The organism is Cupriavidus sp. NPDC089707 (assembly GCF_044748965.1).
In the GTDB taxonomy this organism is placed as follows: domain Bacteria; phylum Pseudomonadota; class Gammaproteobacteria; order Burkholderiales; family Burkholderiaceae; genus Cupriavidus.
On the sequence record NZ_JBIVHB010000004.1, the window covers coordinates 335,007 to 350,510 of the forward strand.

11 protein-coding genes, 1 pseudogene and 1 riboswitch are annotated in these 15,504 nt (G+C 65.7%); of the genes and pseudogenes, 10 read left to right on the forward strand and 2 right to left on the reverse strand.

What is annotated here, in order from left to right:
• Positions 1-143: 143 nt before the first annotated feature.
• From xdhA to ACIP1U_RS10155, 7 genes are all read left to right on the forward strand, one after another.
• Positions 144-1,646, forward strand: a complete 1,503-nt coding sequence (gene xdhA, locus ACIP1U_RS10125; RefSeq protein WP_400314380.1) for a xanthine dehydrogenase small subunit — start codon at positions 144-146, stop codon at positions 1,644-1,646.
• Positions 1,647-1,665: 19 nt separating this feature from the next.
• Positions 1,666-4,020: a xanthine dehydrogenase molybdopterin binding subunit gene (gene xdhB / locus ACIP1U_RS10130; protein ID WP_400314382.1), complete on the forward strand. Its 2,355-nt coding sequence runs from the start codon at positions 1,666-1,668 to the stop codon at positions 4,018-4,020.
• 140 nt (positions 4,021-4,160) lie between these two features.
• A complete protein-coding gene (xdhC, locus tag ACIP1U_RS10135; protein WP_400314384.1) occupies positions 4,161-5,150 on the forward strand; it encodes a xanthine dehydrogenase accessory protein XdhC in 990 nt (329 codons plus the stop codon).
• Positions 5,151-5,201: 51 nt separating this feature from the next.
• Entirely contained in the window at positions 5,202-6,257 is a 1,056-nt protein-coding gene (locus ACIP1U_RS10140) for an adenosine deaminase (RefSeq protein WP_400314386.1), read from the forward strand.
• Between the two features lie 68 nt (positions 6,258-6,325).
• On the forward strand, positions 6,326-7,645 hold the full coding sequence (guaD, locus tag ACIP1U_RS10145) for a guanine deaminase (protein WP_400314387.1): 1,320 nt from the start codon (positions 6,326-6,328) through the stop codon (positions 7,643-7,645).
• A 225-nt stretch (positions 7,646-7,870) separates the two neighbouring features.
• Positions 7,871-9,031: a fatty acid desaturase gene (locus tag ACIP1U_RS10150; RefSeq protein ID WP_400314389.1), complete on the forward strand. Its 1,161-nt coding sequence runs from the start codon at positions 7,871-7,873 to the stop codon at positions 9,029-9,031.
• 55 nt (positions 9,032-9,086) lie between these two features.
• A riboswitch (yybP-ykoY riboswitch) is annotated at positions 9,087-9,312 on the forward strand.
• A gap of 31 nt (positions 9,313-9,343) precedes the next feature.
• Entirely contained in the window at positions 9,344-9,919 is a 576-nt protein-coding gene (locus ACIP1U_RS10155) for a TMEM165/GDT1 family protein (protein ID WP_400314390.1), read from the forward strand.
• Positions 9,920-10,929: 1,010 nt separating this feature from the next.
• Here ACIP1U_RS10155 and ACIP1U_RS10160 read toward each other — a convergent pair.
• Positions 10,930-12,135: a urate hydroxylase PuuD gene (locus tag ACIP1U_RS10160; RefSeq protein WP_400314391.1), complete on the reverse strand. Its 1,206-nt coding sequence runs from the start codon at positions 12,133-12,135 to the stop codon at positions 10,930-10,932.
• 30 nt (positions 12,136-12,165) lie between these two features.
• On the reverse strand, positions 12,166-12,519 hold the full coding sequence (gene uraH, locus ACIP1U_RS10165) for a hydroxyisourate hydrolase (RefSeq protein WP_400314393.1): 354 nt from the start codon (positions 12,517-12,519) through the stop codon (positions 12,166-12,168).
• Positions 12,520-12,829: 310 nt separating this feature from the next.
• Between uraH and ACIP1U_RS10170 the strand changes: the two genes are divergently transcribed.
• The 3 genes and pseudogenes from ACIP1U_RS10170 to ACIP1U_RS10180 all read left to right on the forward strand — a co-directional run.
• Complete coding sequence (locus ACIP1U_RS10170; protein WP_400314395.1) at positions 12,830-13,597, forward strand: GntR family transcriptional regulator; 768 nt, start codon at positions 12,830-12,832, stop codon at positions 13,595-13,597.
• Positions 13,598-13,783: 186 nt separating this feature from the next.
• The gene (locus ACIP1U_RS10175; RefSeq protein ID WP_400314397.1) at positions 13,784-15,190 is read left to right on the forward strand and encodes a nucleobase:cation symporter-2 family protein; all 1,407 of its coding nucleotides are present in this window, start codon (positions 13,784-13,786) and stop codon (positions 15,188-15,190) included.
• Between the two features lie 111 nt (positions 15,191-15,301).
• Positions 15,302-15,504, forward strand: a pseudogene (locus ACIP1U_RS10180) (allantoinase); the annotation flags it as partial.

The following is a 15,504-nucleotide window of genomic DNA, read 5'->3' on the forward strand; positions in this document are numbered from 1 at the left end:
CCCACAATCGGTCAAATCCGCATATCGCTCAGTGCGGCCGGGCACCGACGGGCGTGCCCGCTGATGGCGCATATCACCTGGGTCGAATATTGCATGAAACGTAGCGATGCTATGTTTCCGCCATCCCCAAGAGAGAGAAGACCATGGAGACGCAAACCATCCGCTTTTTCCACCGCGGCCAGGTCAAGGAAGTATCCGACGCCCCCATTACCCGCACCGTGCTGCAGTACCTGCGTGAAGACGCCCGCTGCACCGGCACCAAGGAAGGCTGCGCCGAAGGCGACTGCGGCGCCTGTACCGTCGTCATCGGCGAGCTGCAGTACGGCGGCGACGTCGAATTCAAGGCGGTCAATGCCTGCATCCAGTTCCTGCCCACGCTCGACGGCAAGGCCCTGATCACGGTCGAGGACCTGCGCCAGGCCGACGGCACCCTGCACCCGGTGCAGGAAGCCATGGTCGAGTGCCACGGCTCGCAGTGCGGCTTCTGCACCCCCGGCTTCGTGATGTCGCTGTGGGCGCTGTACCAGCAGCACACCCCGGGTGGCGAGGCGCCTTCGCGCCAGACCATCTGCGACGCGCTGACCGGCAACCTGTGCCGCTGCACCGGCTACCGCCCGATCATCGACGCCGGCGAGCGCATGATGGCCCTGCCCGCCCCCACGGACGGCAAGCTGGACCCGAAGCAGATCGCCGACACGCTGCGCAACCTCAAGCGCGGCGAGACCTTCCGCTACCGCGCGCAAGGGCAAGAATTCTTCGCTCCGCGCACCGCGGCCGAGTTTGGCGCCATCAAGGCGGCGCAGCCCGACATCCGCATCCTCGCCGGCAGCACCGACGTCGGCCTGTGGGTGACCAAGCAATTCCGCGAGCTGGGCAACCTGCTCTACGTTGGCCAGGTGGAAGACCTGAACCGGATCGAGGAACGCGACGGCATGGTCGAAATCGGTGCCGCCGTGACGCTGGAAAAGGCCTACACCGCGCTGAACGCCGTGCACCCGGAACTGGAAGAGCTGTGGAAGCGCTTCGCTTCGCTGCCGATCCGCAATGCCGGCACGCTTGGCGGCAACATCGCCAACGGCTCGCCGATCGGCGACTCGATGCCGGCGCTGATTGCGCTGGGCACGGAAGTGGTGCTGCAGCTTGGCGAAACCCGCCGCACGCTGCCCCTGGAAGACCTGTACCTGGCCTACCAGAAGACCGCCATGCAGCAAGGCGAATTCGTCGCCGCGCTGCGCGTGCCGGTGGCGGGACCGCAGCACTTCCGCACCTACAAGCTGTCCAAACGTTTTGACGAGGATATCTCCGCCGTGTGTGCCGCATTCGGCATCACCGTGCAGGACGGCATCGTCAGCGAGGCGCGCATCGCCTTCGGCGGCATGGCAGCCACGCCCAAGCGCGCGGCCGCCACGGAAGCGGCCCTGACCGGCCAGCCGTGGAACGAAGCCACCGCCCGTGCCGGCATGGCCGCGCTGGCGCAGGACTACACCCCGCTGAGCGACATGCGCGCGACCGCGTCGTACCGCAGCCGCGGCGCCGCCAACCTGCTGTACCGCTTCTGGCTGGAAACCACCAGCGAAGCGCTGCCCGCGGCAGCCGTCAATGTCCGTGCGCCCGGCGCCGGCACCATCGCAATCGTCACGGCCTGAGAGAAAAAGGAAAATCGGCATGAACAAGCAAACCGAACCCTTCCTGCTCGACGCCGGCATTGCCGCCGAGGCAGTGCCGCAGGTCGGCATCTCGCGTCCGCATGAATCCGCCCACCTGCACGTGGCCGGCACCGCCACCTATACGGACGACATCCCCGAGCTGGCCGGCACGCTGCACGCCGCGCTCGGCATGAGCAGCCGCGCGCACGCCCGCATCAAAGCCATTTCGCTCGACAAGGTGCGTGCCGCGCCCGGCGTGGTGTCCGTGCTGACGGTGGACGACATCCCCGGCACCAACGACTGCGGCCCGATCATCCACGACGACCCGATCCTGGCGCGCGACGTGGTGCAGTTCATCGGCCAGCCAATCTTCATCGTGGTGGCGACGTCGCACGACGCTGCCCGCCGCGCCGCACGCCTGGGCGTGATCGAGTATGAAGACCTCCCGCCGGTACTGTCGCCGGAGGCCGCGCACGAAGCCGGCAGCTATGTGCTGCCGCCGATGCACCTGAAGCGCGGCGAGGCTGTCAGCCATATCGCCGGCGCTGCCCACAAGGACAGCGGCAACATCCGGCTCGGCGGACAGGAACAGTTCTACCTGGAAGGCCAGATCTCCTACGCCGCCCCGCGCGAGAACGATGGCATGCACGTGTGGTGCTCGACCCAGCACCCGACCGAGATGCAGCATGCCGTGTGCCATATGCTGGGCTGGCAGGCGCACCAGGTGCTGGTCGAGTGCCGCCGCATGGGCGGCGGCTTCGGCGGAAAGGAATCGCAGTCGGCGCTGTTTGCCTGCTGCGCCGCGCTGGCCGCGTGGAAGCTGATGTGCCCGGTCAAGCTGCGTCCGGACCGCGACGACGACATGATGATCACCGGCAAGCGCCATGACTTCGTGTTCGACTACGAAGTGGGCCACGACGACGACGGCCACATCGAGGGCGTCAAGGTCGAGATGGTGTCGCGCGCCGGCTTCTCGGCCGACCTGTCAGGCCCGGTGATGACCCGCGCCATCTGCCACTTCGACAACGCCTACTGGCTGCCGAACGTGCAGATCGACGGCTACTGCGGCAAGACCAATACGCAGAGCAATACCGCCTTCCGCGGCTTCGGCGGCCCGCAGGGCGCGTTCGCAATCGAATACATCCTGGACAACGTGGCGCGCAACGTCGGCAAGGATTCGCTCGAGGTGCGCCGCGCCAATTTCTACGGCAAGACCGAAAAAAACGTCACGCCGTACGGCCAGACCGTGGAAGACAACGTCATCCATGAGCTGATCGACGAACTGGTCGCGACCAGCGAATACCGTGCACGCCGCGAGGCCACGCGCGCCTTCAACGCGCAGAGCCCGGTCCTGAAGAAGGGCATCGCCATCACCCCGGTGAAGTTCGGCATCTCGTTCAACGTGGCCCACTTCAACCAGGCCGGCGCGCTGGTGCACGTCTACAACGACGGCTCGGTGCTGGTGAACCACGGCGGCACCGAAATGGGCCAGGGCCTGAACACCAAGGTGGCGATGGTGGTGGCGCATGAGCTGGGCATCCGCATGGAACGCGTGCGCGTGACCGCGACCGATACCAGCAAGGTGGCCAATACCTCCGCGACCGCCGCATCGACCGGTGCCGACCTGAACGGCAAGGCCGCGCAGGATGCCGCCCGCCAGATCCGCGAGCGCCTGGCCGCGTTTGCCGCGCGCAAGGCTGGCGTGGAGCCGTCCGAAGTGCGCTTCAACGACGACCTGGTCAGCGCCGGCGAACTGCGCGTGTCCTTCGGCGAGCTGGCGCGCGAGGCCTACGTGGCGCGCGTGCAGCTGTGGTCCGACGGCTTCTACACCACGCCCAAGCTGCACTGGGACCAGAGCAAGCTGCATGGCCGCCCGTTCTACTACTACGCCTACGGCGCCGCCTGCTCCGAGGTATTGGTCGACACGCTGACCGGCGAATGGAAGCTGCTGCGCGCCGACGCGCTGCACGACGCCGGCCGCTCGCTGAACCCGGCGCTGGATATCGGCCAGGTCGAGGGTGCGTTTATCCAGGGCATGGGCTGGCTGACCACCGAGGAACTGTGGTGGAACAAGGACGGCAAGCTGATGACGCACGCTCCGTCCACGTACAAGATCCCGACGGTCAACGACTGCCCCGAGGAATTCAACGTACGCCTGTTCCAGAACCAGAACGTCGAGGACAGCATCCATCGCTCCAAGGCGGTGGGCGAGCCGCCGCTGCTGCTGCCGTTCTCGGTGTTCTTCGCGATCCGCGACGCAATTGCGGCGGTGGGCGACTACCGCATCAACCCGCCGCTGAAAGCGCCCGCCACCAGCGAGGCGATCCTCGACGCCGTGGAAGCGGTACGCGAAGCGGCAGCCCAGGCTGCCTGACCGTAGCAAGGAAGCGCGCGCCCGCGGGCGCCCCGGACTTTCCCCCCGTGTCTGCCGTGACAGGTACGGGGCCGGCGGAAGAAGCAGGCGCGCGCCAACCCTGCACCCAGCAAGACCCAGTATTCCAACAAGGCCCCGACATGCAGGACGCACCGCTCAAACCCTTCCGCTTCGCCGACGCCGCCCGCATGGTGCGCACCGGCGTGCCGGTGGCGATGGTGACCATCGTCGAGGTCAAGGGCTCGGCCCCGCGCGAGCCCGGCATCCGCATGCTGGTCAGCCCGAACGATCTCGTCGGGACCATCGGCGGCGGCCACCTGGAATGGCGCGGCATGGATATCGCGCGCGCGATGCTGGTGCGGCATGAGCAGCGCCGCATCGAGCGCATCCCGCTCGGCCCGGCGCTGGGCCAGTGCTGTGGCGGCGTGGTGCAACTGGCGTTCGAGGTGCTGGGCGAGGCCGACCTGGCGTGGCTCGATGCGGTCGAACGCAATTTCGGCGCGCAGCGCGCGCTACAGCGCCACGTGCCGGCCAGCGGCGCGGTGACCTTTGCCGACAGCCGCGCCGTCCTCCCCGCGGTCGACCTGCAGCCGGATGGCAGCTGGACCGATACGCTGGTGCCTGACGCCATGCACGTAGTGCTGTTCGGCGCCGGCCACGTCGGCCATGCGCTGGTCAAGGTGCTGGCGACGCTGCCGTGCCGCGTGCACTGGGTCGACGAGCGCGACACGCTGTTTCCTGACGGCCTGCCCGACAACGTCGAGGCCGAGGCCAGCGACACGCCCGAGGCCGTGGTCGCGCAGGCGCCGGCGGGCAGCTATTTCCTGGTGATGACGCACAGCCATGCGCTCGACCAGACCCTGTGCGAAGAAATCCTGAAGCGCACTGATTTCGCCTACTTCGGCCTGATCGGTTCCAAGACCAAGCGCGCACGCTTTGAACACCGCATGGCCGAGCATGGCATCGACCCGGCCAGGTTTGCGGAAATGACATGCCCCATGGGGGTTCCCGGGATCACCGACAAGGCTCCGGCTATGATTGCGGTTGCCATCGTCGCCCAGCTGCTCCAGGTTCGCGAACAGCGCTTAGCCGCGCTGCGTGCGGGCCTGGCGGAGGCGGTGCATCCCTGAGAACCCGTGCCGCCGGCCCTGGCCGGCGGGCATAGAGAACACGAGGCCCCCATGACCATCGATGCCGCACTGGCGGACAAGATCCGCCGTACCCCCAAGGCCGAACTGCATGTGCATATCGAAGGCACGCTTGAGCCTGAACTGATCTTCCGGCTGGCCCAGCGCAACCAGGTGGCGCTGCCCTACCCCAGCGTGGAGGCCCTGCGCGCCGCCTACGCCTTTACCGACCTGCAGTCGTTCCTCGACATCTACTACGCCGGCGCCAGCGTGCTGCTGACGGAGGAAGATTTCTTCGACATGACCATGGACTACGTCAAGCGCGCCGTCGCCGACAATGTCCGCCACGCCGAGATCTTCTTCGATCCGCAGACCCATACCGCGCGCGGCGTGCCGATCGGCGTGGTGATCGACGGCATTGCCGACGCCCTGGCCCAGGCGCGCACGGAATACGACTTCTCCAGCAGCCTGATCCTGTGCTTCCTGCGCCATTTGTCGGAGGAAGACGCTTTCGCCACGCTGGAAGCCGCGCTGCCCTACCGCGACCGCTTTGTCGGCGTAGGGCTGGATTCGTCCGAAAAAGGCAACCCGCCCGAGAAGTTTGCGCGCGTATTCGCTCGCGCGAAGGAACTGGGCCTGCACCTGGTTGCCCACGCTGGCGAGGAAGGCCCGGCGCAATATGTCAGCGACGCGCTCGACATCCTCAAGGCCGAGCGCATCGACCACGGCGTGCGCGCCATCGACGACGCGGCGCTGGTCGACCGCCTGGCGCGCGAGCGCGTGGCGCTGACGGTATGCCCGCTGTCCAACGTCAAGCTCAAGGTCTACCCCGACCTGCGCGACCACCCGCTCAAGCGCATGCTCGATGCGGGCGTGGCGATCACGCTGCATTCGGACGATCCGGCCTACTTTGGCGGCTACATGAACGCCAACTGGGAAGCCACCTTCGACGCACTGCCGCTGGATGCCGCCGACGCCCACAAGCTGGCGCGCAACAGCTTTGAAGCGGCCTTCCTGCCCGAGGTGCAGAAGGCCGAGTTCCTGGCCGAAGTCGACCACTTCTGGTCGGCCAAGCCCAAATCCCCGTCCGCAACGGCCCCAGCGGCCTGAGCGCGGGGCATGCCAATAGCCCGGCCCGCTGCGTGTCAGCGCTCGGGCCGGCCACAAGAGACAAAACCATGACGACCACTCCCCAGACTGAGCCCACCACCCGTGCCATCCGCGGCCGCGTGCTGCATTTCCTGCGCGACCCGCAGTTCCATGAGGATGCGTACCAGTATTGGGACGACGGGGTGCTGATCGTCACCGACGGCCGCATTGCCGCGGCCGGCGAGTATGCGAAGCTGGCAGACCGCATTCCGGCCGGCGCCGACATCGTCGATCACCGTGGCAAGCTGATCGTGCCGGGCTTTATCGACACCCATGTGCACTACCCGCAGACCGACATGATCGCGTCGCCGTCGCCGGGCCTGCTGCACTGGCTCGACACCTATACCTTCCCGGAAGAGCGCCGCTTCGCCGATCCCGACTACGCCCGCGGCGTGGCCGGCTTCTTCACCGAAGAACTGCTGCGCAACGGCACCACCAGCGCGGTGGTCTGGAGCACGGTGCACAAGGCCTCGGCCGAGGCGCTCTTCGCCGAGAGCGAGGCGCGCAACCTGCGCATGGTCACCGGCAAGGTGATGATGGACCGCAACTGCCCCGAATTCCTGCGCGATACCGCCGAGACCGGCGCAAGGGACTCGGCCGACCTGCTGTCGCGCTGGCATAACAAGGGCCGCCTGTCGTACGCCATTACGCCGCGCTTCGCCCCCACCTCGACCGAAGCGCAACTGTCCGCCTGCGGCGAACTGGCGCGCGCCTACCCCGACGCCTTTATCCAGACCCACGTGGCCGAGAACCGCGATGAAGTCAAATGGGTCGCCGAGCTGTTCCCGGATGCGCGCAGCTACCTGGACGTCTACGACCGCTACGGCCTGCTGCGTCCTGGCGCGATGTACGGCCACGCCATCTACCTGGACCAGGACGACCGCCGCCGGCTGGCCGACAGCGGCGCGGCGGTGGCGCACTGCCCGACCTCCAACCTGTTCCTGGGCAGCGGCTTCTACGACTTCCACCAGTCCGACGCCAACCGCCTGAACGTGACACTGGCCACCGACGTCGGCGGCGGCACCTCGTTCTCGATGTTCCGCACCATGAACGCCGCGCACAAGGTCGCGCGCATGGGCGGCTACTACCTGACCGCGCTGCGCATGTTCTACCTGGCCACGCGCGCCGCCGCCGAGGCGCTGGGCTGGACCGGCCGCGTCGGCAGCTTCAGCGAGGGCTGCGAGGCCGACTTCATCGTGCTCGATCCCAAGGCCACGCCGCTGATCGCCCGCCGCAGCAACCGCTCGGAGACGCTGGAAGAAGAACTGTTCGCCTTTGCCATGCTGGGCGACGACCGCGTGATCGACAGCGTCTACATCATGGGCGAGCCGGCGCGAGCCACCGCCTGATCCGTCACATCCTGCGCGCCCATCCGGCACCAAGGCGCCCGGCCCGTTCGCGGCGGGCGCGCTTTTACCGCTTAGCGAGTCCCTCCGGGTTGACCCCCGTCAAGAACCCCACCGGAAAAGCCTTCTAACCTTGTGGTTTCGCCATGGCCGGCCTGGGCTGGCCTGCGTCGGCCTCATTGGACGCATTGGCCTACGCCATCCGACCGCAAAACCAGAAGGTTCCGCATGACCGCAATCCCATCCACGCCCTCAGCGCATCCCGAGCATGCCCAGCATGCCCGGCAGTCCGCCAAGCCGGGCCGGCTGCCGCTGCCCGAGCCGATCGCCCCGGACGCGCCATTCCCGTCGCGCAAGGTCATCCGCAGCTGGCTGATCCCGCTGGGCGAGCGCAGCACGCCGCGCGCGCTGGCGCTGTTCGCCTTCGACTACCTGCTGTTCGCCGCCGTGCTCGCTGGCGTGGTGCTGGCCTCGCACTGGGCCGCCAAGCTGGCACTGGGCGTGCTGGCCGGGCTGGTGATCGCGCGCCTGTTTATCATCGGCCACGATGCCTGCCACCAGAGCCTGACGCCACGTCGCGGCCTGAACAAATGGCTGGGCCGGCTGACCTTCCTGCCGTCGCTGACGCCATACAGCCTGTGGGAAGTCGGCCATAACGTGGTCCATCACGGCTACACCAACCTGAAGGGCTTCGACTTTGTCTGGGCGCCCTACTCGCTGGAAGAATTCAAGGCGCTGCCGCGCTGGCGCCGTGCGATGGAGCGCATCTACCGCACCGGCTTCGGGCCGGGCCTGTATTACCTGGTCGAGATCTGGTGGAGCAAGCTGTTCTTCCCCAGCAAGCGGCAAATGGCAACCCGCCGTCCGGTCTTCGTGCGCGATTGCCTGCTGGTGGCAGCCTTCGGCGTAGCGTGGATCGGCGGGCTGGTGGCCTTGGCCTTTGCCACCGGCCAGTCGGCCTGGATGCTGGTCGGCGCCGGCTTTGTGCTGCCCTTCCTGGTGTGGAACCTGACCGTGGGCTTCGTGCTGTACGTGCACCATACCCATACCAGCGTCGCGTGGTACGACACCAAGACGATGTGGGCCAAGGCCCAGCCGTTCGTCTCGACCACCGTGCACCTGCGCTTCCGCCATGGCATCGGCACGGCGCTGCACCACATCATGGAACACACCGCGCACCACGTCGACATGAGCGTGCCGCTGTACCGCCTCAAGCGCGCCCAGGCGGTGCTGGAACACGCGCTGCCGGGCCGCATCATCATCGAGAACTTCTCCTGGCGCTGGTATTTCGGCACCGCGCGCCGCTGCAAGCTGTATGACTTCAAGGCGCTGTGCTGGACCGATTTCCGCGGCCGCCAGACCAGCGAGAACGCGCCGGTGCCGGCCTGATCATCGGCCAGCGGCGCGCGGCGGTGGACGACACGCCGCCGCCGCAGTTATAATTCGCGCTTCCATTGGGGAGTAGCCGCCCTGCTCTCACCGCGCCGCGCAATGCGGACTTCGGGGGACAGGGGCGTACGTCAACAGACTTGACCGCTTGCGGTTATGGCGTGCGCAGCGCCGGACCCGCCTGGCCAGAACGGCCAAGGCAGTGTCCATGCCTGGCGAGACCGATGACCATACCTTTCTGGCCGGGCCGGGAAAGGTGTGCGTCATTGGCATCTCGCGATGCATTGCGGCCCGGTTACCCCACATAACAACATGGAAGCCTTCCTCGTCTCCACAGGCATCGTCGCCCTTGCCGAAATGGGCGACAAAACGCAGCTGCTATCGCTGGTGCTGGCGGCACGGTATCGCAAACCCCTCCCCATCATCCTTGGCATCCTGATCGCCACCCTGGTCAATCACGGCTTTGCGGGCGCGCTTGGCGGATGGCTCACACACGTGGTCGGAGAAGGCCTGCTGCGCTGGATCCTGGGCCTGGGCTTTATCGCGATGGGCGCATGGATGCTGATTCCCGACAAGCTCGACGATGCCGAGCAGGCAAAGCCGGTAAAGGGCGCCATCGGCGTGCTCGGGACCACTATCGTGGCCTTCTTCTTCGCCGAGATGGGCGACAAGACGCAGATCGCCACGGTGGCGCTGGCGGCGCGCTTCAGCGATGCGGTGGTGGCGGTGGTGGCCGGCACGACCTTCGGCATGATGATCGCCAACGCGCCGGCGGTGCTGCTGGGGGACAAGTTTGCCAACAAGATGCCGATTGGGTTGGTGCATAAGATCGCTGCCGGGATCTTCGTGGTGCTTGGTTTGCTGGCGCTGATGAATATCGGGGGGTGATTATGGGTTTTGGCGCGGTTGTCGCAGTTGGTGACATGCTGTCGGCTTTTGAAGCGCTGTTGTCGCTGTTGGTGAGATGCTGTCGGCTGTTGAACCGCCTGGTTCCGCCCTCCTGGGCGGGTAACTTTTTGTCCGAGCGACAAAAAGTCACCAAAAAGCGCGTTTACCGCCCTGGGCGGGCGGCCACTTTTATCGTAGTGGGCGGGGGTTTTCGTACGGGGCTTCGCTTCCTCACAAAGCGGGACTGCCTGCCGCCGTGGTGCGCTACGGGGACTCTGCGTTGAAGCGGTGATCGAACGAGCCCAGAGCTGTGGGTGGCCCCTGCTGCCGGCTACGTCGTAGGAACGCCTTCGGCTGGCTGCGCCCGGGCCAAACGCGGCATAGCTGGCCACCACATTCTGACCCGCGCTGAGGGCCGGCATCGCACGCGATAGCGTTGTGCGAGCGTAGCGACGCACTCCGTGCCCGAGCCCCGACCTACGAGGCTGAGTGCGCGCAGCGCAGCCGAAGGCGTCCCACCGATAACGCACTTAGCAGGCGGCCAATCCCCTGCTTCGGGTTCGTTCAACAGTCCGTGGAAGCAGGCACAGACAGGGTGCGTAGCAGGCCCGAACCACCATCCCGATCAAACGGAAATCACTACCGCCCGAACCACCAACCCCGAGAAATGGATAGCCAGCCGCTCAGGCGACGCGTTTTTTGGTTACTTTTTGTCGCTCGGACAAAAAGTGACCCGCCCAGGAGGGCGGAACCAGGCGGTTCAACGGCCGACAACATGTCATCAAGGGCGACAACATCGCGTCAACGGCCAACAGCATCTCACCAACGGCGACCGACCCCACGAAATCCCCCCAAAAAAAACGGGGCACATGGCCCCGTTCAAACCCTCGCCGGTCCGGTAATGACGGCTGCCAACAGCACAGCCTCCGGACCGTCGATCACCGATGCTCGGATTTCGCGGGCCGGCTTATCGAAAAGCCGGCCGCAACTCTTTTCAGCTCAGGCCACCGTCAGTTGGTGGTCTTGGCACCGCCTTCGAACCACTGCCCCAGCAGCGCACGTTCGTCGTCGGTAATCTGCGTCACGTTGCCCAGCGGCATCGCCTTCTGCTGCACAGCCTGCTGATAAATCAGCTGCGCATGCGTCTTGATCTCCTCAGGCGTCTCCAGCTTGATCCCCTTGGCCGCAGTCGGCATCATCTTCGGCTGCTCGGCGTGGCACTGCACGCAACGCGCGTTCATCACTTCCTGCACCTTGGCAAAGCTGACGGTCGCAGCGGCCTCGCCTTCGGCCTTGGCCACGGCCGGACGCGGCTGCGGCGCGATCATCACTGCCACAACGCCCAGCGCGGCAACGCCTGCGGCGGGCCACAGGACATTGATCTTGCCCTTGTGCTTGAGGATAAAGAACTGGCGGATCAGCACGCCGGACAGCATGATCAAAATCAGCACCACCCAGTTGTACTTGTGGGCGTAGGTCATGCTGTAGTGGTTCGACAGCATCGCGAACAGCACCGGCAGCGTGAAGTAGGTGTTGTGCACGCTGCGCTGCTTGCCGCGCTTGCCGTGGATCGGGTCCACCGGCTGGCCGGCCTTCAGTGCCGCCACCACCTTGCGCTGGCCCGGGATGATCCACGCCAGCACGTTGGCGCTCATGATCGTCGCCACCATCGCGCCGGTCAGCAGGAACGCCGCGCGGCCCGAGAAGACATGGCATGCGACGTAAGCGGCTGCCGCGATGTAGATCGCAACCAGGATGCCGACCAGGCGGTCATTCTTGTTGAACAGGCGGCAGATGCTGTCATAGACGATCCAGCCGATCAGCAGGTACGACACCGCGAAGCCGACCGCCGCGCCAGGCGACATGTCGAACACATTCTTGTCGATCAGGAACGTGCTGGCGTTGAACAGGTACAGCACCACCAGCAGCGCGAAGCCGCTCATCCAGGTCGAGTACGACTCCCAGTAGAACCAGTGCAGGTTCTCCGGCAACTGCTTGGGCGCGGTCAGGTACTTCTGCGGGTTGTAGAAGCCACCGCCGTGTACGGCCCACAGCTCGCCGTCGACGCCCTTTTCCTTCAGGTCAGGCGCGGTGGGCTTGGTCAGGCTGTTGTCCAGCCACACGAAATAGAACGAAGAGCCGATCCATGCAATGGCGGTGATGACGTGCACCCACCGCAGCAGCATATTGGCCCAGTCGAGGATATAGCCTTCCATGTCTTGTCTCCTGTTTCCCTAGACCGCGCTTCAGCTACCGCGGTAGGTCGAGTACGACCAGGGCGAAACCAGGAGCGGCACGTGATAGTGCGCGTTGACGTCGGCAATGCCGAAGCGCAGGGGCACCACGTCCAGGAAAGCCGGCTCGGGCAGCTTCGTGCCCTGTGCGCGGAAATAGTCGCCCGCGGCGAATTCCAGTTCGTATACGCCGACGGCAAAGTCAGCGCCTTCCAGCAGCGGCTGGTCGCAGCGGCCGTCGTGATTGGTGACCACGGTTTTCAGGGTTTCGCGTCGATTGTCGACAATTTTATGGAGAGTAATCGACATCCCTTGGCCAGGCGTGCCGGCAGCGGTGTCAAGAACATGGGTGGTCAAGCGTCCCATCGTATTTGTCCTTTGCGATTGGGTTGTGAGGGGCGCCGCTGCCTTCACTAGCACCATTTGTGGGAATGGTGCCCGCTCGGTACGTCTGGTAACGCATCCCGGCGCTGGGTTGGTGCGTGGCGACAATGCGCCTGCCCGACCCGGTTGGCAACTCAGGGATTTCCCTGAGTTGTCGAAAACCTGAGTTGGTTTTGTTGACAATATTGAAGCCCCAACCAAATAATTGTCAACAATTTTCGGATCACCAGACCCTGATAGAGGGGATTACGGGGGTCCGGACCGACCTGATTGCATGACTGCTGGTGCCAAGATGTCCAAGAGCCTGAAGCTGATTGCCGGTGTCACCGGCGTTTCCGATGCCGACCCAGCGGGGTCCCTGCCCGCCAGGCCGGACAAGCCCGCGCGCAAGGGCTCGGTCGAAGAGCGCATGTACCACGAGATCTACGACGCGATCATGGAGCACCGGCTGCCGCCGCGCACCAAGCTCACCGAGCATTCGCTTTGCGAGATCTATGCCACCGCGCGCCACACGGTGCGCAAGGTGCTGTCGCACCTGGCCGCCGACGGCATGGTCGACCTCGAACCCAACCGCGGCGCCTTTATCGCCAGCCCCTCCACCGACGAAGCGCACGACATGTTCGAGCTGCGCCAGATGCTGGAGCGCGCGGTGCTGGAAAAGCTCGCCGGCATGCCTGATGTGAAGACCGTGATCGCGCCGCTGCGCAAGATGGTTGCCAGCGAGCGCCAGGCCTTCCTGACGCACGACCGCCCCAAATGGATCCGCCTGTCCGCCGAATTCCACACAGCGCTGGCGGAACTGTCGGGCAACGCCCTGCTGGTCAACATGATGCGCCGGCTGGTGTCGCGCACCACGCTGATGATCGCCAGTGTGGAAGCCCCGGGCAACAACGCCTGCTCGTTTGATGAGCATGAGGAAATCCTCGACGCCCTGGAACAGGGCGATGCCGCGCTGGCCCAGTCGCGCATGGCGCACCATCTCGGCGCCTGCGCCGACCGCGTGCAGCCGGATGAGCCGGGCAACTTTGATCTTCGCAGCGTGCTAGGCCGCTCCACCTAGCACGGTGTTCCCGCCACGCCCCCGCAAGAAGAAGGCCGAACGCCCGCCGTCCGCACCGCGCCCAGGCAGTGCAAACGAGAGCGCAGCGACGGCAGGCCAATAACAACGCCAGCAACACGCATTGCTGGCAACACAACAGGCACGGACGTGGCGTTCCCATCAAACCAAAGGAGAGGAGACGCACCAATGAATTCCGCAAGCACCACGGTCCCCACGGACCTCACCAACGAGCGTTTGCCTTCAGGGCGCCTGCTCGCGCTTGGTTTGCAGCACGTTCTGGTGATGTACGCCGGCACGGTTGCCGTACCCCTGATCGTTGGCGGCGCGCTCAAGCTGCCCAAGGACCAGCTGGCCTTCCTGATCAACGCCGACCTCTTCGCCGCCGGCCTGGCCACGCTGATCCAGGCGATCGGCTTCTGGAAATTCGGCATCCGCCTGCCGGTGATGATGGGCGTGACCTTTGCCTCGGTGGCGCCGATGATCGCCATCGGCACCGATCCCAACGTCGGCCTGCTCGGCATCTACGGCGCGGTGATTGCGTCAGGGATCTTCGGCATCCTGATTTCGCCGATGATGGGGCGCATGCTCGGCTTGTTCCCGCCGGTGGTGACCGGCACGGTGATCACGCTGATCGGCGTGTCGCTGATGCGCGTGGCCATCAACTGGTCGGCCGGCGGCCAGCCCACCACGCGCACTGTCATCGACGGCGTCGTCAAGGAAGTGCCAAACCTGGCCTATGGCGACCTGGCCAACCTTGGCATCGCCGGCCTGACGCTGGTCATCATCCTGCTGCTGACCAAGTACGGCCGCGGCCTGGTGGCCAACTGCGCGGTGCTGCTGGGCATCATCATCGGCACGCTGGTGGCGATGGGGATGGGCAAGGTGTCGTTCGAGGGGCTGGACGAAGCCAGCTTCGTCGCCGTCATCACGCCGCTGCACTTCGGCATGCCGACCTTCGAGGTGACCGCGATCCTGTCGATGTGCATCGTCATGCTGATCACGCTGGTGGAATCGACCGGCATGTTCCTGGCGCTGTCGGACATCACTGGCAAGAAGCTGAGCAACGAAGACCTGACCCGCGGCCTGCGCGCCGACGGCCTGGGTACCGTGATCGGCGGCATCTTCAACACCTTCCCGTACACCTCGTTCTCGCAGAACGTGGGCCTGGTCACCGTGACCGGCGTGCGCTCGCGCTATGTGGCAGCGGCCGGCGGCCTGATCCTGGTCGCGTTCGGCCTGTTCCCGAAGATGGCCCACGTGGTGGCCTCGGTGCCGCAGTTCGTGCTCGGCGGCGCCGGCATCGTGATGTTCGGCATGGTGGCTGCCACCGGCATCCGCATCCTGGGTTCCTGCGATTTCAACCGCAACCGCCACAACCTCTTCATCGTCGCCATCTCGATCGGCTTCGGCATGATCCCGACGCTGGCACCGACGTTCTTCCAGTATCTGCCGAAGTGGACCGACCCCTTCACCCACAGCGGCATCGTGCTTGGCACGATCGTGGCCGTGGCGCTGAACCTGTTCTACAACGGCATCCAGTCGCGCGAAGAAGCGATGCGCAACGCCGCCGCCAATTCGCACGGCACCGAGTAACGGTTATATCGAAGTACGCCGCCGGGCCAGTGACTGGCACGCACATTGCATGGTCAACAGCGCTTGCGGGCGCCGCGGCCCGGACGGTTCCCCTGAAGCAAGCAACGACCCATGACAACAGAGAACTATCCACGCGATCTCATCGGTTACGGCGCACAGCCGCCGCACGCCCGCTGGCCGGGCGGCGCGCGCGTTGCGCTGCAGTTCGTCCTCAACTACGAAGAAGGCGGCGAGAACTGCGTGCTGCACGGCGACGCCGCCTCCGAGCAGTTCCTCTCCGAGATCGTCGGCGCCGCGGCCTATCCCGACCGCCA